The organism is Photorhabdus heterorhabditis (assembly GCF_001280945.1).
In the GTDB taxonomy this organism is placed as follows: domain Bacteria; phylum Pseudomonadota; class Gammaproteobacteria; order Enterobacterales; family Enterobacteriaceae; genus Photorhabdus; species Photorhabdus heterorhabditis.
In genome coordinates, this window is sequence record NZ_LJCS01000003.1 from 39,793 (window position 1) to 63,861 (window position 24,069).

The following is a 24,069-nucleotide window of genomic DNA, read 5'->3' on the forward strand; positions in this document are numbered from 1 at the left end:
GGGAGCATAGAACTTTCAGATATAACAGGGCGCGTTATAAATAAATTTAATAATCGTCCCACATAAGATATTTCAGAATAAAACACCCAATGAATTATTTTCAAATAAATAAAGTTCACTTATCGTATAGGTAAAATCATTCTCACTTATTATGTGAATGCACAAACATTAAATAAAAACAATCAACTAAATGCAATCTTTCCGCAAAAACATATACCATCCATGTACAAACAGAAAAAGCACCCATTAAGCTCCCGATAACTTACTGCAACCCTTTAATTTCAATTAATTCCTGCTCAAGACTGGAATTAAGGGTAATTTTATTTTTTGACAGGAATAAGTAAAATCATAAAGCTATAGGAAATAAAAACCATGTGAATATGTATTACCAATAATGCCAAGTGAAATAGTGTGATCTTCACCTGGCAGAGGACACTCCACAACTCCCCCATTAATACAAGCAATTAAACATAAATACCCGCTAAAGAGAATCCTAGTCATACATTAGAAATTTTTTAATCATATAATTAACCTGTCTGATATTATAAGTAAATAATAACATTGTCAGCTGTGGTTGATTTCAACTCTCGATGATTTACTTTAAGAATACTATTCAAAAACCTATTGCAAGATATTGTCCATTTATAGCATTTGGCGGATAATCAGGAGTAAAAACCCATTCCTTTCCAAGATAATCATTAGCCCGCCCACTCACCCAAGCCTTAAAACTATTCAATGTTCCGTTAGGTGTTGCAGCCATCGGTAAACAAGCACTTCCAGTATCGATCATAATAATAGCCAGACAACTATGGTGAAAAGAAGTCGGTAGAACTACCGTATTTTCAGTTAATACTTTAAATGGATGTCTGCCCCATTGAAGTATCAATCCACCAGGAAACTTCTGATAACCATTAAACGATAATTGAGAAGGAAATTGTTCCTTCGTATGATTCTTCAATGAATCTGTAAAAACCTTATTAAGAATTTCCATATCCCCATTATCTTTTACATCATTCCCACTCTGTATGGACATAAAATTAGCCACAACAGATGCTATCGTTGACGACTGACGTAATACTTTATTTAATACATGAGTGGTAACATTATCTGGGGGAAACCCCATTTTTAAACTTTGTTCCTCTTCATATTTCTCCTGACTCACTACGTTTGCATTATTATTAATAGAAAAGGCTTTAAAATCATTTTTGGTACTCATATACACTCCTCGAATTAAATAACACTCTTTCATAAGAAACATATTTAACCATTAAAAAGACGATTTCTTTCAATTCGCATAAATAACAGTTTAGTTCATAAAAATAACAATGGAGTGTTCTTATTACTTATAAGATTAACTATTTTTGTATAATTTGTGACTTTCCAAACCCCGACTGACAGTTTTATGTATATTTAGCCGATGTTAATTGAAGTTAATATAAACAAGAAAGAAGAATAGGAAATTAGAGGAAAGTTCAAAATATTGGTTCATGCTGAATAGGATAATAACATCAGTAAAACTTGCCGTTATTGAGGAATATCCCGAAATACTTTTATCGTTGGAAATAAGGATTATGCTGTCAGATAATTAATATCAGGCCATTTTTAGGAAAATGGCCCACTATTCTATTGCGACAACTATCCGTTACCACCAATCGTCGCTGTCATACGAATTTGACGGTTATCACTGATTTCAAGATTAGATAAAACCACTAATTGAGGTAAAGTCCTTCGCAAGAAACGCGATAACAGTGGACGTAATGCATGATTAACCAACAGTACCGGAGGCGCACCTAGCATTTCCTGACGTTGCAAGGCTTCAGTCGCCTGCTGTTGCAACTTATCCGCCAATCCAGGCTCCAGACCGCCACCATTTTGTAACGCCTGAATTAACAAGCGCTCAAGGCCCACGTCTAATCCAATGACCTGAATTTCCTGCGCTCCTGGGAACCACTGTTGAGCTATCGCCCGACCAAGCGCGATTCTGACTACAGAAGTCAACTCATAAGGATCAGTTTGTCCCGGGGCATGTTCAGCCAGAGTTTCAATAATTGTCCGCATATCGCGGATCGGCACTTGCTCAGACAAGAGATTTTGTAAAACTTTATGTAAGGTTGTCAGACTGACAATATCGGGAATAAAGTCCTCAGTGAGTTTTGGCATCTCCTGACTGACTCGCTCAAACAACTGCTGGGCTTCCTGACGACCAAACAATTCATTGGCATATTGAGTCAATAGATGATTCATATGGGTAGCAACAACCGTACTGGCAGCCACCACGGTGTAACCCTGAACCTGAGCCTGTTCTCTGAGACTGTCATCAATCCAAACCGCAGACAGCCCAAAAGCCGGATCTTTAGTGATATCGCCTTGCAATTCACCTACTGCACCACCGGGGTTTATTGCCAGCCAACGCCCCGGATGCGCTTCGCCTCGACCAATTTCTACCCCTTTCATTAAAATGCGATAGCCCGCTGGCGCCAGTTCAAGGTTATCCCGGATATGAACTACGGGGGGTAAATATCCCATCTCCTGAGCGAATTTCTTACGAATTCCGCTGATTCTCCCCAGTAATTCCCCATTCTGGCGAAAATCAACCATCGGAATCAGACGATAGCCCACTTCCATACCCAAAGGATCTTCAAGCTGAACATCGGACCATGAAGCTTCAGATGTCTGTTGTTGCTCTTCTGCTTTTGGTTTTTCTATATTTATCGTCGGGCTGTCCGCACGGCGATATAAATACCAACCAATACCTGCCAACGCCGCAGTAAATAACAGGAAAACAAAATTTGGCATCCCCGGAACCATACCCAGCAATCCGAGAACACCGGCACTCAACATCATCACCCGCGGGTTATTGAACAGCTGAGTTATCATCTGCTGACCAACATCCTGATCGGTTGCCACACGGGTAACAATCACACCAGCAGCGGTCGAAATAATTAAGGCGGGTAACTGTGCAACTAAGCCATCACCAATGGTTAACAAGGTATAAGCTTCTCCCGCATCAGCCATACTCATGCCGTGTTGGGCCACACCAACAATTAAGCCACCAACGACGTTGATAACCAGAATCATTAAGCCGGCAATCGCATCACCGCGCACAAATTTACTGGCACCATCCATAGAGCCATAAAAATCAGATTCCTGTGTTACCTCAGCACGGCGTTTCTTCGCTTCTTCCTCACCGATCAATCCGGCATTCAGATCAGCATCAATCGCCATCTGTTTACCTGGCATACCATCCAACACAAAACGCGCGCCAACCTCAGCAATACGCCCCGCACCTTTGGTAATCACCATGAAGTTAATCAATACCAAGATGACAAATACCACGATACCGATAGCGAAATTACCGCCAACCAGAAAGTGACCGAATGCCTCTACAACGCGCCCCGCAGCCGCAGAGCCGGTATGCCCTTCCAATAAAATGATACGCGTTGAAGCCACATTAAGAGACAAACGCAGTAAAGTTGAAAACAACAATATTGTCGGAAACGCGGCAAAATCCAGAGTACGCCGGGTAAACATAGCCACCAGCAACACCATGATTGACAGGGCTATGTTAAAAGTAAACAACAAATCAAGCATGAATGGTGGCAACGGCAATACCATCATTGACAAGATCATGAGGATCAATACCGGCCCGGCAAGAATTTGCCATTGCGAGCCTTTCATATTGCCCGGTAAACGAAATATAGAGGCCAGATTAGCCATGACGATTATTTTCTCCAGCAAAATCCAGTGCTGGCGGCACTGGCAGATTTTCAGGTTTCTTCGGCTTCAAGCCGCCTTCCCGTTTCCAACGTTTCAATTGGTAGACCCAGGCAAGAACTTCCGCCACTGCCGCGTAAAGTGTTGCGGGAATATGTCCCCCTACTTCACTATGACGATAAAGCGCCCTGGCAAGTGGCGGCGCTTCAAGGAGTGGAATGCGGTTTTCTGTACCCATTTCTTTAATACGTAATGCAATTATTCCTGCGCCCTTCGCCAATACTTTTGGCGCACTCATCTGTTTTTCGTCATATTGCAGCGCGACAGCGTAGTGAGTTGGGTTAGTGACGATAACATCCGCTTTCGGAACATCCGCCATCATACGTTGACGAGCAGCCGCCCGTTGTTGTTGACGGATACGCGCCTTAACGTGTGGGTCCCCTTCTTGCTCTTTAAATTCATCCTTTATTTCCTGACGAGTCATTCTCAGCTTTTTCAAATGGCTGTATATCTGGTAAACAACATCGAAAGCCACCATCGGTATTAACATGAAGACGACCACATAACCGGCAAACACCAGCATTTGCATAGCATCATCCAGCGCCAATAACGGTGGTTGCGCGATTAACCGCAACATGGAAGGCCAGTTCATCCAAAGAAATAAAGCAGCACCAATACCGACAAACCCAGCTTTAAGCAGCGCCTTGAATAATTCAGCTAACGCATTCATTGAGAAAATACGTTTCAGACCTGAAATCGGATTCAATTTTTTCGGATCAAATTTGATGGATTTGGTACTGAACACTAACCCACCCAATAGCGCCGGGGCACTTAATGCCACTAACACTAATCCGGCAAAAACCGGCAATAAAGCCCAAACAGCTTGCCGAAGCAATCTGCCAATCTGCTGAACCATCTGTTTATCATTGCTGACCATGCTGTGGTCGAAATTAAAACCTTCAAACACCATCAACGACAATTCATGCGCAATTGACTGACCGCTTAACCAGAGCAAACTCAGGCCACTGGTCAGCATCAATATAGAACTCAGCTCTCTGGAACGCGCAATCTGCCCCTCTTTCCGGGCTTTTTCCCGTTTATGGGGCGTGGGTTCTTCTGTCTTCTCAAGATCGCTATCTTCAGCCACGGCTTTCCTTGTTAACTTTCAAAACGCGGTCGGTCAGAAAATATGGAATCAAATGGCTGCTAGCATGACAAAAGAGAAAAAATTCGATGGCTGGAACAATGAGAAATTTGACGGGGTATTTGTAGGATCAAGTTCGATATCTGAGGCAATTCAGCAAAGACAAATGAAGTTCCCTGCAACATTTTCTATGGAAATTTACTGTTTCTTAACCAAATATTAATCAGAGGTGAAGAGATGGCAATAGGATATTATCTGCTCATCGGTGGTAGGGTGACCTGTGTAAACACCCCGGTACTCATATGATTGTCGCTGATGTCTCAGATATGTTTAACATGGGACGCACACTGGATAGTGTGAGTACCTGCCCTTGTCGGGCCAGATTTATTAACTCGGTTAATGAAGGCGAAGAGGATTATTTAAATTGGTATCATCTTAGCGAGATTGCTGAGCGATTTGATAAAGCCCCGACTCGAGTGCGTTTTCGCTGGATCAGAGATGAAGGAGGTTGCTGCTACTATTATTCCAGCAGAGATACACCAAAAAATCAGTGCCACATATGGGGGCCGAAACACTCCCACTCAAATAGAACAAGTTAGAACGAGTTAAGTCAACCGCATTTTTACCCACCTCAGAAGTACGTTGGTAACTAATATAAAGAGAGGATTTTTTTGAGAGCCAATTCATTAATCCACAGTTTACAAACCTAAACTGAAAATGAATTTTCTTAATTGAAAAAATAGGTTATATAAATAATGCCGATTAACATTGAAACGTTAGTTAATAGTTTAGGTAAATCTTATCAAGAAATTTTTGATAACGGCTTAATTCCTTATAAAACGAAGCCAATAGGATACCCAAGAAATCCTGATATCACTTTAGATATGATTATTATCTCTAATATATTTCTCCATTTTATTTCCAGTAAATCTAATGTTTCATAGGCTAGTACCTGATCCCCTTCATGAGATGCTCATATTATATTAATCGAAAAAATCTCATATCATCCTTTTATCACCCCAATAACTTATCCTGATTTATACCCGTTATCTTTCAAGTTGCCTCTTTGTTGGCTGCACTCGCTCACCCCGGTCACAGAATTATCTATGACATAGTTATCTATGCTCCCGGGGATTCACTCCCTTGCCGTCGCGATCCATCTTGAAATCCATAGGGTATATAATTATCTTCATGAATATCATAGCATTCTCATAACCCATCAAGCACTAGCACATATTTAATTTATCCCAAGTTAAACCTTTAATTCCTCTGGGGTTCCCTCTCTATATGGCACCAGCGTCGTCCTATTTTGTGAATCAACCGCACAATGATTATTACCAACAACAACCATGACCAAATCGCTGGTTGCCTTAATCGCGTGATCTATTTCTCCATTCACAAAATAACAAACTCCAGGTTCTATTTCATGCTTTTCACCAGCATAAATAACATAACCCGTTCCTGCGAGTACAAATAAGATATGATGCCCTACGTGAGTATGATTCTGCATCCCTTCATCTTTGCTGAAACGAATTAGATCAGCACCAAAGCCATCAAACGAAACTAATCCCTCGCCCGTTCCCATACTGTTAACCATTTTATGACTTCTAGCCATTGTATCTACAACGAGATGCTCACCATTCCAGTGACAAAATCTATTTTTAATAAATTCCATATTACCTTCCTTTTATCTCTACAAATAAAATTTTATTTTAAAGTAACTATCCCTCTATCAAATAAAATAATATTTCCCAGTAAAACTTTAATCTTCAAAAAATTATCTTGATAAAGAAATTAACTGGTTCTTAACAATATATCAAATAGAAATATGTAATTCTATAGTAGTATTTTACAAAAACTCACTTTGTGATAACAATCACTGTAAAATACTTATTTTAAATATCTTTGTGGAAGATAACTTCAGTTTAAAATAATATCTGGCAAAATTTAGGCTAATTACATTATTAAGCCATGACAATAATGGCGTTAATTAAGTTGACATTAATTCTCACTAAAAATAACCATTTCAAAAATATATACCCAATAGATTTCAAGTTGCAGAGCAGCGGTAAGTGAACGCATCCCCAGAAGCATAGATAACGATGTGGCTGGGGTAAGTGAACACAGCCAACAAAGCAGCAGCTTGAAAGATAAAAGGTATATCATATGATATGACTAAAGAAGGAGTGTATTTGGCATTTAAAAGAGAGAATAAGATTTTATTTCCCACCTCAGAAGTGCATTAGTAGTCAATAAAAGAGATCGTTTCTCTTGAGACCCAATTTATTAATCAACAAAACGATTTGGCAAATCATCAGGTTGTTACCTTTCCACAAGACAGGTCGTCACCGTCAGATTCTATTTGCTGATCTGATGGCCTATAAGCAAAAACGTGATCAGGAAAGCCTTAAAGCAATGCAGGCATTAGCCTATCAGGCACAAGAATTAGAACTGACTGATGAAACATTCACCCCCCTAGAGATGCTGCTTAAGCAAGGCTTACCCATGACTGCAAAGGCGTTGGAAGGATACACGTTCGTCTTTTAATCACGTTGACATAAATAAGACTTTCTTATTAATTCTCCCATAAAGCTTGGTGTATCAGTAACCAACTGAGAGGATTTCTCCAGGAACTACCAGGTACTGGATTTAAAAAATATTTATCACCAAACCGAAAATTCCCTGTTGTACAACAGGGAATTTGTGTGGAAAAAACCGGCACCGATTACGGTTTTGCAATCACAGACTCATGGTTAGGTAACCAGTAACGCCGATGTTCAAAAGCATATTTAGGCAATCTAATGCGTAACGGTTTCTGCCCAGAAGGCCAGCAGGTACGCCAATCTATATCCCGACCCTGTAACCATAAAAATCGAGAATCGTCTTCCGCCATATGGAGCCATTGTTCTTCATTGGCTGAAACAGATGAAACAAAATCACGTAACTGGCTCAGGAGATCTTGTCTTGATGTCGCAACAAACAATGCCCGATGAGGTAAAGCTGCCCTACCAAATTGCAATGTCCAGCTCACCGCTTGTAAATCGATATTTGCCTCGTTTTCAATAAAATCTCCCAGCATGACAACCATTTTTTGTAATGATGCCGGGCTATTAGCAGCAATAGGATAGTAATATTTCTCCGAACTGGCTTTAACCGATTGCTGTGTTTTAGTCGGAGCTTCCTCCAAAATAACATGAGCATTACTTCCACCCAATCCAAAGGAACTTAACCCAGCAAAACGTTTTTGCCCTACCCCCACCTGCCAGGAATGTACTTCCGTAGCCAATTGTAAGCGCGTATCCGTGTTATCAATTTCAGGATTCAAATGCTGAAACGCTGCACTAGGTACAATAGATTTATGCTGCAACATCAATAAGACTTTAACGATGCCAGCTAATCCCGCCGCTCCCTCTAAATGTCCTATATTGGCTTTTACTGAACCAATATAACAAGGCTGCCGGGTTTTTCCTGATTTATCATGGTTAAAGACTTCGTTAAGCGCGTTAAATTCTATAGGATCACCCAGCGAAGTCCCCGTTCCATGGGCTTCCATGTAACTAATTTGCTCCGCAGAGACTCCAGCCTGTTGCAAACAATCATTGACTAATGCGATTTGCTGCTCAGGGTTAGGTGAAGTCAGTGAGTTGGCTCGCCCACCATGATTTATCGACGATGCCCGAACATAGCCATAAATCGGGTCCCGATCCTCTAATGCCTGTTTGTGCGTTTTCAGAAATAGGCACACAGCCCCTTCACCACGGACAAAACCATTAGCATCTGCATCAAAAACCCGACAACATCCATCTTTAGATAACATTCCCGCTCGATAATAAGCAGCCATGTTAAATGTGTTGCTCAATAGATTAATACTGCCAACTACCGCCTGTTGACATTCTCCAGAACGCAATGAATTTACAGCTTGAGTCAATGCAGTTAACCCGCTTGAACACGCGGTATCAATTTGTAAACTCGGGCCAACGAAGTTGTAATAAAATGACAATCTGTTTGCCAGAAGGCAATTCAGTGTTCCCGTCGTGACATAAGCATTTGCCATCGTCATATCAGCCGCAGCGAGTTCACGATAGTCATTACTGCACGAACCAATAAAAACACCCGTTTTTGATCCTGAGTAGTCAAGCGGATTAGCCCCGCTATCTTCAATTGCCTGCCAGGTCAGCTCCAATAGCATTCTCTGTTGCGGGTCCATCATAGCCGCTACCCGCGGAAAAATACCAAAGAATGGCGCATCAAAGCCATCAATACTATCAAGTAACCCTGCTTTCAATGCTTTTTGGGGCACCGGAACAGCGTAAGGTTTCCCAGATGCAAGCCGTTCCTCGGGAATCTCTTTTATCACACTGCGACCAGATTTTAAGATCTCCCACATTTGTTCAGGAGAATCTTCTGCTCCAGGGAGCCGGAAAGCCATGCCTACAATAGCAATAGGCATCTGCTTCGTATCACCCGCATCACTTATTGATGGAGCAATGGCGTTCAGATGTTCCAACAAGACAGATTTAGCCATCTGTTGTTCATCTGGACTGAGTGAATGATATATGTGATACAGATTATCCATGCTGCTTCCCTCCTTCTATGAGGTTCTGCAACCTTAATGCAGCTTCACCATCAAGGTCACGCACTGCATTAGTAAAGTCATCTAAGGAATGCTTTTTCTTCTCCGTCATTTCAGTGCTGGAAATGTCAAGATACTCAATTAATCGATGCGGCGAACTATAGCGCCAGAACAGGGTTGGAGATAATTTTCGACGAAAATCCCGTGACATCAGTTCCGCAAGTTTTACCGCTTTAAGCGAATCAATACCCAAATCAGCCCAGGTACGTTGCATCATTGATTCAGTAAAATCTTCATCCCAATTTAGAAAATCAGCCAAAAGTGTGCGTAACTGACCAGAGACCGATTTGACGGATTTACCTGCCATTTGATGGGCTACCGATTGTGATCCAGTCAGAGCACGAACCTGAGTAATAACCTCTGTAATAAATGCAGACGCCTCTACCCCATTAAGCAAATAGTGATTAAATGCCAGAACCAAGCTCATTTCTTTGTTATGAGGCGCACCGATGAACAATGTTGACTGAGATGGCGGCACAATAACAGGTACAGCAAAGGTAGCACCATCGTTGCCGGTATATGAAATCATCATAGGAACATCAATATCAACGGGCAGTTTTTCAGCATCTGGATCAAGGACACTATTTAGATGCTGTCTAAACTCGAAAAAGCCCATTGTCTGCGTTCCCGGTACTTTTAACGAACTCAAATCACCTTTTTCGTTCAGAAAAGCAATACCCAGGTTGATATCCGCATAAGTGTGATAACGTTCTTGATCAAGCGGTCTTGAGCGCAACATCGGGAATTTTTTCAGTGCCTGAGCAACTGCATAAGTGATTACCTGAAATGGCGTTATCCACTCTTGTTGTCCAGAGGTTTCCGTCAAATGACGAACGGCACTATCAACAAGCTCCATCGGTAATGGTTTAGCTGCCCAACAAGGCTGTACAGTCGCACTATTTAACCGTATTGCACGATTAAGGCGCTGCTGATCTCTTGACAGAAAACCCACATTGCCATTTTCTACCTTGCCCTTTTCTGACGGTTTGGCTTCACGGTGCTGTTGAAGATAATCATCAATATGGACGGGTAATAATGTCCCATGTTTTTCCGCCAGTTGGCTAAGAATTTGTGGCTCAATGTGATGTTCTTGTGCGTATTGACGGGTTTTAGGCGGAATACGCGCTGGAGGAGCTGATACCTCAGCTTCAGGAGCCACCACCACTGTCTCCACGTTCTCCAGCTGAGGCGCTAACTCTTCACTGACAGGGGAAGGCTCCGCCAATTCGCCGGCGACTCTAATGACTGCAATAGCCGATCCAACGGGGATAATATCATTTTCCGCCGCTAACCATTTTTCCAGTATCCCCTCAACATCAGATTCAATGGTAAAAGCAGCCTTATCCGTCTCCATTTCATAAACAGGTTCATCACGCTTGACATAATCTCCCACCTGCTTAAGTAACTGGATGACGACAACTTCCGTGGTTCCTTCTCCCATCGGAGGAATAAACAACTGTGCCATAAATTCTCCTTAGCCCATTACCGCATAAACGGAAGCCAAAATGTCATCCGTGCTGGGTAAGACAGCTTTTTCTAAACAAGGATTAAAAGGAATATGAATATCTTCACGCGTCACCAAGCGCGGAGGTGCCAGCAAAGAGAAGAAATTGTCATTCTCATCCAAAATATCAGCAATAATGGATGCTCCAACACTGGCCGTCCGGGTATCCTCCTGCACAACGATAAGCCGCCCGGTTTTGCGCAAAGATGCGGCAATCCGTTGTTTATCCCAAGGTACCAGACTACGTAACTCAATCACTTCAATGTCAATATTGTTTTTTTCCGCCTGAAGAGCAGCCATCGTCGCAAGCTGAACAGTATTTCCCCAAGCAACCAGTGTAATATGCTTACCAGCCCTGACAATATTTGCCTGCCCAAGCGACACTGGAGTCACCAACCGGCGCTCATGACGCTCTCTCATCAGGTGTTTAGGGATCAAGATCAGACTCGGCATATCCAGACTTAATGCGGTACGGAATAACGCGACTGTATCAGCGGGTGTTGTTGGAACAAGCACATTAATACCGGGAATATGCGCTAAGATACCGTCCGAGCTTTGGCTGTGCCATATACCACCTCCAGGGAGATAAGCACCATAAGGAGCATATATCACTACCGGACAGCGCCATTTTCCCACGGTTCTCCAACTTAAAGTGCCAAGTTGTGACTGTAACTGATTGAGTCCTAGCCCAACAAAGTCGATAAATTGCAGTTCAACAATCGGACGCCAACCACAGGCGGACAATCCAACAGACGAGCCAATAATCGTGGCTTCAGAAAGGGGAGCATTAAAAACGCGATCAGGATAACGGGTGGATAAGCCGCGGGTGAAACCAAAAACCCCCCCTTTAGGATCTTCAATATCCTCACCAAATAACAGCACATTTGGATGCTGGCTCAACGCCTCGTCCAAGACCTGATTCACCGCTTTAAACTGTGTCTCTTCGGCTTCCATTTCAATATGTACAACAGGAGCGCTTTCACGATTACACAAATAGGTACTGACACTTGCAGGATCAGGCTCTGCCTCGTGATAAACACGCTCAAATATCTCCACGACATCAGCTTTAATGCGCTCTTTTTGTTCAGTCAGGACCTGTTCAGTAATCGCCCCTTTTTCCTTTAAATAGGCAACATAATTTTCAATAGGGTCCTGTAATGCTTCCAGCTCATCTTGGGTACGGTACAGTTTGTGAGAATCTGAGTTGGAGTGAGAATCTAACCGGTCCACTCGACAAACCAAGATGCAAGGTGTTCGCTCAAATCGCGCCTTATTGAATACCTCCTGTGCAACAGGAAATACGGTTTCCGGCCTGCGGGCATCAACACGGCGAATCAAACACTCGTCAAATATTCCCAATCGATACGGAGCCATCTTCTCCGTTGAGGTACTAATACCCAATTTATTATCAGAAACCACAAAGACGACGGGCAAACGCCTTTCAACCGCAAAGCTAACCGCTTCATAAAATTCTCCCTGCCGGGTTGCCGCATCACCGACACCACACACGACAAGTCCATTTTTATTATCCAACGCGCTTGCCCAGGCAGCGCCAGCCGCAGGAATACATTGGGTTCCCGTCAAACTGACTACCGAGAAAATATTATGCTCTTTGGAGCAAAAATGATTCGACATGGTCCGGCCAGCTGAGTGAGAAGTGGCCTTTCCCATCAGTTCCCTTGTCATTTCAACAATAGACATACCACGCGCTAATACTAATGCCCGATCACGATAGTAAGGAACCAGCACATCATTCTTTTCCATAAGCTGTGGCAACACTGCCAGTCCTTCATGTCCAGCAGCCGACACATGAAACCAAGCTCTGCCCTGTCGGGTAACTAACGCACTACGATTATCAAATTCCCGTGACAGCAGCATGTCATAAAGTAACTTTTGCTCATCTAAACAATTATCCATTGAAGGGCTGTGTTCCTTAAGAGGTACTTCATTGATCTGTACGTCTATCACTCTCTTTTTCCTCACAAATAGTTAACGTGGTAATTGTCGTTATTGCGCTTATTGCCTGATAAAAAAGCGAATACGGGATAGTCCCATTCATGATTACCTGAGAGACTATAGATCCCGATAAAGAAGTGAAAGCGGGGTAATACCTTCACACAGATTACAAAAGATAGAAGTATACGGTCACGATTTTTAATAACATTTACATATCTGGAATGGTAGGCAAAATTCTCTCCATGACCATGAATAGCTCTGACTGTCACGATATTCCCCGAATTTTGAGCATTGTCCTGATCACAATGTGATACCATTTAAAAAGCTCCAACCGATGAACAATAGCCATTTGCTAAGGACAAAACCAATAAACATCGGCATTTCCATGATTACGATACGATTAAAAAACAGGTTTTTGCCTATACTTTTGAATCCTGCAATGATAAGACGCTGGAATAATTTCTCACTCTGTTAAGCGATTTTAAAGTTATACTTCCGCAACAGATTCTTCATTAGGTATTTTTACATTTAACTGAGAAATAGACCTAAAATAGCATTACATCAATCAAGCTTAAATTCAATGATTTTATACTTATTACAAATCTTTATATTTTGTGATAAACCTCAATAATAACCCCACTTATTGCCAAATACATCCCATTAAATTCATGAATCCATATAGCACCAACACTGATACTTTACAAAAAATTAATTTATTATCTCTTATGTTTTATCATAAAAAAACTAATCGTAATGAGTGAATGATCACAAAAGCACTGATATATTTAACTACCTGATTCTACTAAATTTACAAGTCTAATATCGTTGATATTATAGTGCAGTTAATAGCATATCTACATATAAAAATATATTGCTTAACCATTTGAATATTTTATCAATTACTTATAGTAGTAAACTAAAAAAATAATAATAGAAAATATAATTTCAGCAAGGTTGATCTGAATGAATTTATCCCTATGTTGTGTGCAAATTATTTCTATAAATAATAACATCAAATACATCTGTCCTTTTAGCCCTCTCGATACTATTAATCCTCTTCATACTATGGAAAAACGATTAATTCATGCAATTATTTTAATTTTAATTACTACTTCTTATTTTAAATAACAACGGCTTTGACAGCTCCCTTGTTTAACATTGATAAACAACTCTACCACTTTCGCACCATGCCAATTATTCCTATCGATCTCGCAAACACACAGTGATGGGTACCTACCCCACTGTTACTTATTTTTCTGCCGAATTTGAGCATTTGATCACAATAGCCTGACCGTTTTATTCCGGGTCCAATCAGACCCGATTTTGATCTATGCTGAGTACCAGAGTAGCATGAAAGATTGAATCCACATTTCCTTCTGAGGATGGCAAAAACTGATGGATATTTACAAAATCAACAATTCATTTATACATATTATCGCTACTCTCTTGTTTTACTAGTCTGGCTGCCAGGCAGAAGTGAAACGGCGGCCATAAATTGTTTCACCTTTAGCAACAATTGCCAAAAGATAACCCCAACCGTTCTATTTTATCCCATCAGGGAGAATAAGATTAATGTCGCTCAATACCACCAATCATATTTCCGAAAAATTTTTAATTCTGAGTGGCAGGCTTAGCCCGCCACTTTTATTCAGAAACCTAAGCTATCCAGTAGATCATCAACCTGAGCCTGATTAGCAATAACACCCACGCCATTTTGATTCACTTGCGGGCCATTTAGCAAACTATCGGTCTCTTTCTTGGTTTTCACCATCTGATCAGCCGGCATGTTTTCCATCAATACCATCACCAGCTGTTTTTCTATTTCCTGAATAACATCCATCATCCGCTTGATAACCTGACCAGTAAGATCTTGAAAATCTTGTGCCATCATGATCTCCATCAGTTGAGCGTTAGTAAAAGCAGTATGATCAGGTACTGTATTGAGGTAATTTCGGGTATCCACAACCAATGAGCGCGCCACAGGCATTTCAACTGGATTTGCAAACCATTCATCCCAGCGTTTTGTCAGTGATATTGCCGATGATTCCAACTCATTCTGACGAGGTTGCGCCGCCTCAACACAATTCAGCGCTCTTTCGGCTGCCTGCGCAGTCATCTGAACAACATAGTCCAGGCGTTCTCTCGCATCAGGTATCGCCTCAGCCGCCTGAGCGATAGTTTGATCCAACCCTAGCTCACGTAAACTATCACGCAACATCCGCGTAAGTTGGCCGATACGGCTGATAATCTCACTGGCAGTAATGGTCTCATCCCTCGGCATGACTGGATTTACACTCATTATGTCTCCTTAGAGGCCCAATTTTTCGAAAATTTTATTAAGCTTCTCTTCCAGAGTGGCAGCTGTAAAAGGTTTAACAACATAACCACTAGCCCCGGCCTGCGCAGCTGCAATAATGTTTTCTTTCTTCGCTTCTGCTGTCACCATCAAAACGGGTATTTTGGATAATTGTGCATCTTCACGAATGATTTTTAACAACTCCAGACCATCCATATTAGGCATATTCCAGTCAGAGATAATGAAATCAAATTGGGATGAACGAATCTTAGTCAGAGCTTCTGCTCCATCCTGAGCTTCTTCTACATTGTTGAAACCCAGCTCTTTCAGCAGGTTACGAACAATGCGCCGCATGGTTGAAAAATCATCAACCACCAGAAATCTAAGATCCTTATTCGCCATAAAAACTCCTTGAAATTATTTACTAGTCAGCACAGAGCTGCTTAAAAAATTAAATTTATCCAACTGCCGTTAAATACGAACAGCCTGCCCCGAGCTTATTTTTGCCAGCATTCTCTTGCTCATTTTGAGTATATCCATAACCTCATCCACAGCCCCCATTTGTATTGCCGCTCTGGGCATACCAAATACAACACAACTTGCTTCATCCTGGGCTAACGTGTACGCTCCGGCTTGCTTCATTTCCAGCAATCCCGCTGCGCCATCACTGCCCATTCCTGTCAGTAGTACACCAACAGCATTCCTTCCAGCAAATTTAGCGACTGATCGGAACAATACATCCACAGACGGACGATGACGATTAACCGCCGGTGCATCAGTTATCAAAACCTGATAATCAGCACCATTGCGGCATAGTTCCATATGGCGATCACCCGGAGCAATGTACGCATGGCCTGGCAAAATTCGCTCGCCGTTTTCGGCTTCTTTTACTGTAATTTGGCTAAGTTTATTCAGCCGTTCAGCAAAAGAGCGGGTAAAACCAGGTGGCATATGTTGAGTAATTAGCAGTGCTGGGCTGGTTACAGGCAATGGTTGCAACAAACTCTTTATTGCTTCCGTTCCCCCAGTAGAAGCCCCGACTGCAATCAGTTTTTCACTGGATAACAGAGGCTTAAAACTCAAAGGAGCAAAATCTACCGGTGTGGTTATTTGCGTAGATAATTTAGCCTGGGCTGCTGTCCGCACTTTTTCTGCAATAAGTTCACTGTAAGCCAGCATCCCTTCACGAATACCCAATTGAGGTTTGGTTACAAAATCAACAGCGCCAAGTTCCAATGCTCTTAATGTGATTTCAGAACCTTTAGCTGTTAGAGAAGAAATCATAACCACAGGCATCGGTCGTAAGCGCATTAATTTTTCAAGAAAATCAATGCCATCCATGCGTGGCATTTCAACATCCAGCGTTAATACCTGTGGGTTATGTTTTTTAATGAGATCTCGAGCCACCAATGGATCTGGCGCACAAGCCACTACTTCCATATCCGGATGACTATTGATGATCTCTCGCATGATTTGCCGCATAAGCGCTGAATCATCGACACAAAGAACACTAATTTTATTCATGACCTCTCCTTGCCTGGGCTACACCGTAAACGGTCTGTCCTTGCAAGTAGAATTCCCGGCTGATTTGAGTGACATTCTCGGAATGCCCGGCAAAGAGCAATCCATCGGGTTTTAATAAAGTAACAAAATGACGTAGTATCCGTTCCTGCGTCTTTTTATCAAAATAAATCATTACGTTACGACAAAATATAGCATCAAACTTACCTTCGAGCGGCCAACTAGCATCCAACAAATTGAGGTGTTGGAATGTTACCATGTCAGCAATCTGAGGCCGGACACGGGCATAACCTTCATAAGCACCAGTACCTTTAAAAAAGTAGCGTTTCCTCTGTTGATCTGTCAGCTGACGCAATTCATCCAGACGATAAACACCTTTACGCGCTTTCTCCAGTACATTGGTATCAATATCACTGGCAATAATCTTTACCCGATGAAAACGATGCCCCAATACATCACTCAGTGTCATTGCAATTGAGTACGGCTCTTCCCCTGTAGATGCTGCCGCACTCCACACCCGGTACGATCCATTTTTCTTACTCGCATGCTTAGATAACAGAGGGAAATGATGAGCTTCTCTGAAAAAAGCCGTCAGGTTAGTCGTCAATGCATTGATAAACTCCTGCCATTCATCACTATCAATATCATTTTCAAGAATGAACAGGTATTGACCAAAATCACGGATACCAAGAGTACGTAAACGCCGAATTAAACGGTTGTAAACCATCTCCCGTTTATGTGCAGCAAGCACAATACCAGCACGTTGATATATAAACTGACAGATGCGCTCAAAATGCACATCTGACATGGTATAGCGCTGAATCATGTGGTTCAGCGGTGGAGACGGCAAGCTTGTAGCTGAAGCAATTAAATTTGATTTCATCTGGCCTCAGCGAGTCTGACTGACTGCCCCTTCGCTATCCGCAGACCTCAGCGTAGGTGAAAGTTCATTTTCAAGCTTATTTTCTGAATTATTTGGTAATTCAAATTGCGCTACGGTTTTCACCAGAATATCCGCTTGATCTTCAAGTGCCGCTGCCGCCGCAGCAGACTGTTCAACCAATGCGGCATTCTGCTGAGTAACCTGATCCATCTGCGTAACAGCTTGTGCCACTTGATGAATACCCCGACTTTGTTCATCGGAGGCCGCAGCAATTTCGGCCATGAGATCTGTAACCTGATTTACAGAAGTCACCAATTCATTCATGGTCTTCCCTGCGTGGCTAACCAATTCGGAACCTTGGCTTACCCGCTGAACTGATTCACTAATTAATGTCTTGATCTCTTTTGCTGCTTCAGCACTTCGCTGCGCAAGATCCCTAACTTCGCCAGCAACAACGGAGAAACCACGGCCTTGTTCACCCGCCCGCGCAGCTTCTACTGCCGCATTAAGTGCCAGGATGTTGGTTTGGAATGCAATGCCATCAATAACGCTGATAATTGCACTGATTTTCTGTGAACTGTTAGCAATTGCATCCATCGTTTCTACAACCCCCGTTGTCAGTTCACCACCTTTAGAGGCTGTTTTCGATGCAGATACTGCCAATTCACTAGCCTGACGCGCATTTTCAGCATTTTGTTTTACTGTTGCAGTCAATTGTTCCATACTGGCCGCTGTTTCTTCCAGAGATGCAGCTTGTTCTTCAGTGCGGGAAGAGAGATCCGTATTACCCTGAGTAATTTCCTGAATACCGCTATACATCAGGTTAGTATTCTCTTTAATCAAGGTAATAGAATTAACCAGTGAACGCTGCATATCACGCAACTTGAGAAACACTTCACCAATTTCATCATTAGTGAAAACAGCAACTTCTTTGTTTAACTTCCCTTCTGCAACAAGCTGGAAGTGACTACGCATATTAGCGAATGGTCTGAGAAGATTTCTTTTTAGCCACCAATGAGCAGCCCAGGCAACTACCAATACCATCAGGATCGCGCCTGCGAACATGGCAGTTGCAATCTGATAATAAAATCGACCATCTTGAACGGCAGTGGTAATCTCCTCGCCAATGTACTGCATATAATGGTTGAAATCAGATTCCAGTTGCTGCTGATATTTTTCAGTCGGCTGGTCTAAAAAAGCATCATAATTACCCTCTTCTAAGAAAACCGAGAGCTCTCTAAGTGCTTTTATATATTCCTTGTAACTGGTTTCCACTGATGCCAGTAAGACACTGCTGCCATCTTCCTCACTTAATTTAGGCAAAGAGATAAACGCTGCAAAATGCATCTCAGCCTTATCCAGCGTTTCTCTGACATTAGCGACCATACCGCTAATATGATCCTCAGATTGCTGTAGCGTTTTTCCTACGGCGATTCTATTAAGTGTATTACGCGATTGCAGCAAAGCTGCCCAGCTCAACCCTAACGAATCTCTTTTTTGTGTTCCCAGATCAATCCGTTCGATATAAGACTGATCTGTGTGAATTATTCTAAGAGATAAACCACTTGAGATTATCTGCATTAAACAAAACATCATCAGTAACAGATATAAACTGGTTGATATACGAAGCCTGCCTAGCCCTAACATGTAATCACCTCTGTTAACGGCTGCATATGCAGCCGTGGTTATCGCTTAGTGTTTTAAAATGTTTCCCAATTGGACTGTTCTTCCACGTTACTAACTTTCTTCAATACAGGTGAATTCGATTTAACAGGAAGAGTTTTAACCACAGGTAAATGTTCAGTTTTTGTTTCAGGCTGAGGTTTACCGTCAAGATTCGGTAATTGGAATAGAGAAACCAGCTTCTTCAATCCAGCGGCTTGATCTTCCAGTGCTGCTGCTGCTGCTGCTGACTGCTCAACTAAAGAAGCATTTTGCTGTGTTACACGATCCATTTCAGAAATAGCCAAACCAACCTGAGTTATCCCTCTGCTTTGTTCATCTGAAGCAGAGGCAATTTCACCCATAATGTCAGTTACGCGGGTTACTGAGCTGACAATATTGTTCATTGTTTCACCGGCGCTCTCAACCAGAACAGACCCCGTATCCGCACGGCTAACTGAATCTTCTATTAATGCCTTAATCTCTTTTGCTGCTTCAGCGCTACGTTGTGCGAGGTTACGAACTTCCCCCGCAACAACCGCAAAACCTCGTCCATGTTCACCCGCACGCGCTGCTTCTACCGCAGCATTAAGCGCCAGAATGTTAGTCTGGAACGCAATGGCATCAATAACGCTGGTAATATCAGAAATTTTCTGTGAACTACCCGCAATTTCATGCATTGTCTGCACAACATTCGCTACGACTTTCCCGCCCTGACGGGCAATCTCAGAAGCACTATCAGCTAGGTTACTTGCCTGACGAGCATTTTCAGCATTCTGTTTTACTGTGGCTGTCAGTTGTTCCATACTTGCCGCCGTTTCTTCCAAAGAAGCAACCTGCTCTTCAGTGCGTGAAGAAAGATCATTATTTCCGGCAGCAATTTCGCTGGTCCCATCATAAATATTTTCACTGCTCTGACGAACACTACTAACAGTATTGATGAACTCTTTCTGCATATGCTTCAGGCCAACAGATAACATACTCATCTCATTTCTGCCTGAAACCGTAATATTCTGTGTCAAATCACCAGTAGAAAGCGCCTTGATATTCTCCAGCAATTTATTTAATGGATTCAGCAAACTATGCTTGATGCTCACCCAACTGAAAATCATGGCCGATACCAGAATCAGCATGATAATACCCAACATAATCATTGCATTTCTGTAGGATATGCCCGCATCAAATACAACATCGGAATAGAGATGGTCGTTTTGAGTTAAATAGAAATTATATTCTTCCTCAAAAGCACTCTGATATTTGCCAGTTGGCTGATTGAAAAATTCGACAGCCCGATCATGTTCAATCAGGACAATGAGCTCATGAAGTGCCGAAATATAAACATCATAAGCTTTTTTTAGACGATTAAGGCTTTCTGATTCATGAATAGGCAATTTAGCAGTTTGTTCATACTGCTCAAAGCGCTGTTCTGCGATAGAAAGATTACTTCTGGCATCAGTCAGCAACTGTTCCAACGTGTAATAGTTATCAACACCTTCACCCTTCATCATGTACCGAATGCCAGCACGGTTCAGACTGTTACGAGCCTGTAATAAATTAACCCAAGTCTCATTCAAAAATGTCTGCTGCTCACGCATCTTATCCAGTGTTTCTAGATTTTCTTTGTTACCTTTCAACTCATGGAAGAAAAGCCCTCCGGATATAAATTGTAAAGCACCAAACAATATGATGACCGTCATCAATCCAGTCACTATTTTCATTCGGTTAAACATGTTTTCCCTTTTTAACAATAGATCGGCATGGCTCTGTTATCGGCATAACTAAACGGAACTTTACTGATTGAATAAAAGAAATTTGAATATTTTTTATGGCAGTCATTGGAGGAGGATAAAAAGAAAAATAGCTGCCATCTATCTATGGTGGCAGCTATATACCCGTTATCTTTCAAGTTGCCTCTTTGTTGGCTGCTCTCACTCACCCCAGTCACATAATTATCTATACCCTTCATCTTTCAAGCTGCTGCTTTGTTGGCTGCGTTCACTTACCCCAGTCACATAGTTATCTATGCTCCTGGGGATGCGTTCTCTTGCCGCCGCACTGCAACTTGAAATCTATTGGGTATATGCTCCCGGGGATTCGCTCCCTTGCCGTCGCAATGCATCTTGAAATCTATTGGGTATAAGTTTGACAACTAATTTTTAGCCACTGAATCTACCAGAGCCATCTCTTCACTGTTAAGCAACTTCTCAATATCCACCAGAATCAGCATGCGATCATCAAGTGAACCCAATCCAGTCAAATACTCAGTAGACAATGTCACGGCAAATTCTGGAGCCGGACATATTTGTTCAGCTTTGAGCGATAAGACATCTGAAACACCATCAACAACAATGCCAACTACGCGGTTTAACAGATTCAAAACAATCACAACGGTATTATCATTATAGGTAACCGTTTCCTGAGCAAATTTAATTCTCAGATCAATAATAGGAACGATAACACCGCGCAGATTGGTTATTCCTTTAATGAACGCAGGCGTATTCGCGATACGAGTGACCTGATCATAACCACGGATCTCCTGCACTTTGAGTATTTCAATACCGTACTCTTCATCACCCAAGGTAAAAACCAGATATCCTTCTCCAGCAGTTTCTCCTGACAATTTATTAAAAGCTTCTATGGCCGACATGATCTTACCTTTTACTGTGAGATTGACTATTTTTCTATGGAGACAAGCCCCACTCAGTGCTTATTTTTTTCTGATAATTCAGCTTTGCTGATTGCCAATTGGTCATGGTTGAGTTGCTGCAATGCAGCAACATCAATAATCAGTGCTACACTGCCATCTCCCATAATTGTGGCAGCGGAGATCCCCGGTATTTTGCGGTAGTTACTTTCGATATTTTTCACAACTACCTGATGCTGTCCAACTAACTGGTCAACCAGTAAGGCATAACGCCGGCCAGCACTTTGTACAATCACAACAATCCCTTTAGTCGGATCTATTTTTGCATCAGGAATATCAAAGACTCGGTATAACTTGATCAGTGGCAAATATTCGCCTCTAACATGCAGTAATTTTTCATCACCAGCCAATGGATAAATATCTTCTTCCTGTGGCTGGAGAGAACTCACTACTGCACTTAATGGCAAAATAAACACTTCTTCATTAACTTTCACTGACATACCGTCAAGGATTGCCAATGTCAGAGGTAACAAAATCCGTGTAACTGTCCCTTTACCGGCTTGGAAACTAATCTGGATTTGTCCTCCCATTTCCTGAATATTTCGCTTAACTACGTCCATGCCCACGCCGCGACCAGACACATCTGTCACCACTTCAGCAGTGGAGAAACCGGGAGCGAAAATCAACATAGCAACCTCTTCGTTACTCATGTTTTCACTGACTGACAACCCTTGTGACATTGCTTTAGCCAAAATCTTTTCACGATTCAAACCTGCACCATCATCAACAACTTCGATACAGATATTTCCGCCTTGATGCTCAGCTGAGAGGGTCAACTTACCCGTTTCAGGCTTGCCTGAAGCGAGTCGAATTTCAGGTTCTTCAATACCATGATCAAGGCTGTTACGGACCAAGTGAGTCAGCGGATCAATAATACGCTCGATTAAACTCTTATCCAGTTCAGTAGAACTACCAACCAAAGTCAAATCCACTTTTTTATTCAGTTTGCCAGCAAGATCCCTGACTAAACGCGGGTAACGGCTGAACACATATTCCATTGGCATCATACGAATAGACATAACAGATTCTTGCAAGTCTCTGGAGTTTCGCTGTAACTGAATCATACAATTTAGTAAATCGCCATATGAAGTCGGTTCAAGATCGTTGCAATGCTGTGCCAGCATAGATTGTGTAATAACTAATTCACCGACCAAATTTATAAGCTGATCAACTTTCTCAACCGCAACCCGGATGCTAGAAGATTCAGCTCGTTGACGTGGTGAGCCGGCCTGTGGCATGGGTGCCGGACGTCCGACAGGTGGTGTGGAGCTTTTTTCCGGCACAGTGGATTTGATTTTAGCTGTATCTTTGTTTCTAGCTTCATCTTTTGATTCAATTACCGGCAAGAAAGTTATCTGCTCCGGCTCAATCACAAAACAGAGCACTGCCGTAATGTCGTCCTCTGTGGCTGATGTTACCAACGACGCTTCAACGCTATCTGTAGTCTGTTCCGCATCATAAACCTCACCCAGATTACCCAGTTCATCGAGCATTAAAGAGACTTCGCGCTCTTTTAGACCAGAAAGATGAACCCGGACTCTACCTTGTTGGTTTTTGGTCGCATCAGATTCTGGTTTTAATTCTGGTTTGGGTCCAGGTAGCTGTGATGGCGCCACCGGTACAGCGGACTCAACCTCACCTTCATTGCCTTTTTGTACTTCTAATGCAAGCTGGCGCAATGTCTCACAGATGTAGGTAAAAGCACTTTCATCCGGTTCCTGAGAACTTTTATAGGCATCCAACTGTTGCTGCATAATATCTTTCGCTTCCAAAAATAAGTTGATAATGTCAGTTGTCAGACTCATTTCATCTCGTCTGGCACTGTCTAACAAATTTTCCAGAACATGCGTAGTTTGCTGTAGCTTGATAAAACCAAAAGTCGCAGCCCCGCCTTTTATTGAGTGCGCACTACGAAAAATAGCATTCAACTGTTCTTGATCTGGCGCATCTGGATCGAGCTGCAATAAATGCTGCTCCATATCCTCAAGCAATTCGTCTGCTTCATCAAAAAAGGTCTGATAAAACTCGGTAATATCCATTGTTACTTTGTCA

General features: G+C 42.2%; 16 protein-coding genes and 2 pseudogenes. 3 read left to right on the plus strand and 15 right to left on the minus strand.

Annotation, left to right across the window (positions count from 1 at the left end; translation table 11 throughout):
* Positions 1-613: 613 nt before the first annotated feature.
* The 3 genes from AM629_RS25170 to flhB form a co-directional block, all read right to left on the minus strand.
* Positions 614-1,216 (minus strand): gp53-like domain-containing protein, encoded by a 603-nt coding sequence (locus AM629_RS25170; RefSeq protein ID WP_420806652.1) that lies wholly within the window; start codon positions 1,214-1,216, stop codon positions 614-616.
* 419 nt (positions 1,217-1,635) lie between these two features.
* The gene (gene flhA / locus AM629_RS01970; RefSeq protein ID WP_054475669.1) at positions 1,636-3,717 is read right to left on the minus strand and encodes a flagellar biosynthesis protein FlhA; all 2,082 of its coding nucleotides are present in this window, start codon (positions 3,715-3,717) and stop codon (positions 1,636-1,638) included.
* The gene (flhB, locus tag AM629_RS01975) at positions 3,710-4,861 is read right to left on the minus strand and encodes a flagellar biosynthesis protein FlhB (RefSeq protein WP_054475670.1); all 1,152 of its coding nucleotides are present in this window, start codon (positions 4,859-4,861) and stop codon (positions 3,710-3,712) included. The genes flhA and flhB overlap by 8 nt, the downstream gene beginning before the upstream one ends.
* 64 nt (positions 4,862-4,925) lie before the next feature.
* On the opposite strand from flhB, the gene AM629_RS23855 reads away from it, so the two are divergent.
* Together AM629_RS23855 and AM629_RS24485 are read left to right on the plus strand one after the other, a co-directional pair.
* Positions 4,926-5,081, plus strand: coding sequence for a hypothetical protein (locus AM629_RS23855; RefSeq protein ID WP_161804203.1), 156 nt, complete (start codon positions 4,926-4,928; stop codon positions 5,079-5,081).
* Between the two features lie 532 nt (positions 5,082-5,613).
* Positions 5,614-5,775: pseudogene (locus AM629_RS24485) on the plus strand (DUF6392 family protein); the annotation flags it as partial.
* Positions 5,776-6,110: 335 nt separating this feature from the next.
* On the opposite strand, the gene AM629_RS01985 reads toward AM629_RS24485, so the two are convergent.
* Positions 6,111-6,533 (minus strand): cupin domain-containing protein, encoded by a 423-nt coding sequence (locus tag AM629_RS01985; protein ID WP_054475674.1) that lies wholly within the window; start codon positions 6,531-6,533, stop codon positions 6,111-6,113.
* A 647-nt stretch (positions 6,534-7,180) separates the two neighbouring features.
* On the opposite strand from AM629_RS01985, the pseudogene AM629_RS22955 reads away from it, so the two are divergent.
* Positions 7,181-7,306, plus strand: a pseudogene (locus tag AM629_RS22955) (DNA-binding protein); the annotation flags it as partial.
* 277 nt (positions 7,307-7,583) lie between these two features.
* Here the strand turns inward: AM629_RS22955 and AM629_RS01995 are convergent.
* The 11 genes from AM629_RS01995 to cheA all read right to left on the minus strand — a co-directional run bounded on the left by AM629_RS01995 (position 7,584) and on the right by cheA (position 24,056).
* Entirely contained in the window at positions 7,584-9,434 is a 1,851-nt protein-coding gene (locus AM629_RS01995) for a type I polyketide synthase (RefSeq protein WP_054475678.1), read from the minus strand.
* Entirely contained in the window at positions 9,427-10,956 is a 1,530-nt protein-coding gene (locus AM629_RS02000; RefSeq protein WP_054475680.1) for a biotin/lipoyl-containing protein, read from the minus strand. The genes AM629_RS01995 and AM629_RS02000 overlap by 8 nt, the downstream gene beginning before the upstream one ends.
* Before the next feature lie 9 nt (positions 10,957-10,965).
* Entirely contained in the window at positions 10,966-12,963 is a 1,998-nt protein-coding gene (locus AM629_RS02005; protein WP_054475682.1) for a dehydrogenase E1 component subunit alpha/beta, read from the minus strand.
* A gap of 1,636 nt (positions 12,964-14,599) precedes the next feature.
* Positions 14,600-15,250, minus strand: coding sequence for a protein phosphatase CheZ (gene cheZ / locus AM629_RS02010; protein WP_054475684.1), 651 nt, complete (start codon positions 15,248-15,250; stop codon positions 14,600-14,602).
* 9 nt (positions 15,251-15,259) lie between these two features.
* Positions 15,260-15,649, minus strand: coding sequence for a chemotaxis response regulator CheY (gene cheY, locus AM629_RS02015; protein WP_054475685.1), 390 nt, complete (start codon positions 15,647-15,649; stop codon positions 15,260-15,262).
* A gap of 69 nt (positions 15,650-15,718) precedes the next feature.
* A complete protein-coding gene (locus tag AM629_RS02020; protein WP_054475687.1) occupies positions 15,719-16,771 on the minus strand; it encodes a protein-glutamate methylesterase/protein-glutamine glutaminase in 1,053 nt (350 codons plus the stop codon).
* Entirely contained in the window at positions 16,764-17,651 is an 888-nt protein-coding gene (gene cheR / locus AM629_RS02025) for a protein-glutamate O-methyltransferase CheR (protein WP_054475689.1), read from the minus strand. Before cheR ends, AM629_RS02020 begins: the two co-directional genes overlap by 8 nt.
* Before the next feature lie 6 nt (positions 17,652-17,657).
* A complete protein-coding gene (locus AM629_RS02030; RefSeq protein ID WP_054475690.1) occupies positions 17,658-19,298 on the minus strand; it encodes a methyl-accepting chemotaxis protein in 1,641 nt (546 codons plus the stop codon).
* 53 nt (positions 19,299-19,351) lie between these two features.
* Complete coding sequence (locus tag AM629_RS02035) at positions 19,352-21,043, minus strand: methyl-accepting chemotaxis protein (RefSeq protein ID WP_054475692.1); 1,692 nt, start codon at positions 21,041-21,043, stop codon at positions 19,352-19,354.
* Between the two features lie 419 nt (positions 21,044-21,462).
* Positions 21,463-21,960: a chemotaxis protein CheW gene (gene cheW, locus AM629_RS02040; protein ID WP_015834820.1), complete on the minus strand. Its 498-nt coding sequence runs from the start codon at positions 21,958-21,960 to the stop codon at positions 21,463-21,465.
* A gap of 53 nt (positions 21,961-22,013) precedes the next feature.
* The gene (gene cheA / locus AM629_RS02045) at positions 22,014-24,056 is read right to left on the minus strand and encodes a chemotaxis protein CheA (RefSeq protein WP_054475694.1); all 2,043 of its coding nucleotides are present in this window, start codon (positions 24,054-24,056) and stop codon (positions 22,014-22,016) included.
* Positions 24,057-24,069: the final 13 nt, after the last annotated feature.

Coding starts and splice junctions, on each gene's coding strand:
- AM629_RS25170 (WP_420806652.1), bottom strand. CDS start 1,216: ATGAGTACCAAAAATGATTTTAAAGCCTTTTCTATTAATAATAATGCA.
- flhA (WP_054475669.1), bottom strand. CDS start 3,717: ATGGCTAATCTGGCCTCTATATTTCGTTTACCGGGCAATATGAAAGGC.
- AM629_RS23855 (WP_161804203.1), top strand. CDS start 4,926: ATGACAAAAGAGAAAAAATTCGATGGCTGGAACAATGAGAAATTTGAC.
- AM629_RS01985 (WP_054475674.1), bottom strand. CDS start 6,533: ATGGAATTTATTAAAAATAGATTTTGTCACTGGAATGGTGAGCATCTC.
- AM629_RS01995 (WP_054475678.1), bottom strand. CDS start 9,434: ATGGATAATCTGTATCACATATATCATTCACTCAGTCCAGATGAACAA.
- AM629_RS02000 (WP_054475680.1), bottom strand. CDS start 10,956: ATGGCACAGTTGTTTATTCCTCCGATGGGAGAAGGAACCACGGAAGTT.
- cheZ (WP_054475684.1), bottom strand. CDS start 15,250: ATGAGTGTAAATCCAGTCATGCCGAGGGATGAGACCATTACTGCCAGT.
- cheY (WP_054475685.1), bottom strand. CDS start 15,649: ATGGCGAATAAGGATCTTAGATTTCTGGTGGTTGATGATTTTTCAACC.
- AM629_RS02020 (WP_054475687.1), bottom strand. CDS start 16,771: ATGAATAAAATTAGTGTTCTTTGTGTCGATGATTCAGCGCTTATGCGG.
- cheR (WP_054475689.1), bottom strand. CDS start 17,651: ATGAAATCAAATTTAATTGCTTCAGCTACAAGCTTGCCGTCTCCACCG.
- AM629_RS02030 (WP_054475690.1), bottom strand. CDS start 19,298: ATGTTAGGGCTAGGCAGGCTTCGTATATCAACCAGTTTATATCTGTTA.
- AM629_RS02035 (WP_054475692.1), bottom strand. CDS start 21,043: ATGTTTAACCGAATGAAAATAGTGACTGGATTGATGACGGTCATCATA.
- cheW (WP_015834820.1), bottom strand. CDS start 21,960: ATGTCGGCCATAGAAGCTTTTAATAAATTGTCAGGAGAAACTGCTGGA.
- cheA (WP_054475694.1), bottom strand. CDS start 24,056: ATGGATATTACCGAGTTTTATCAGACCTTTTTTGATGAAGCAGACGAA.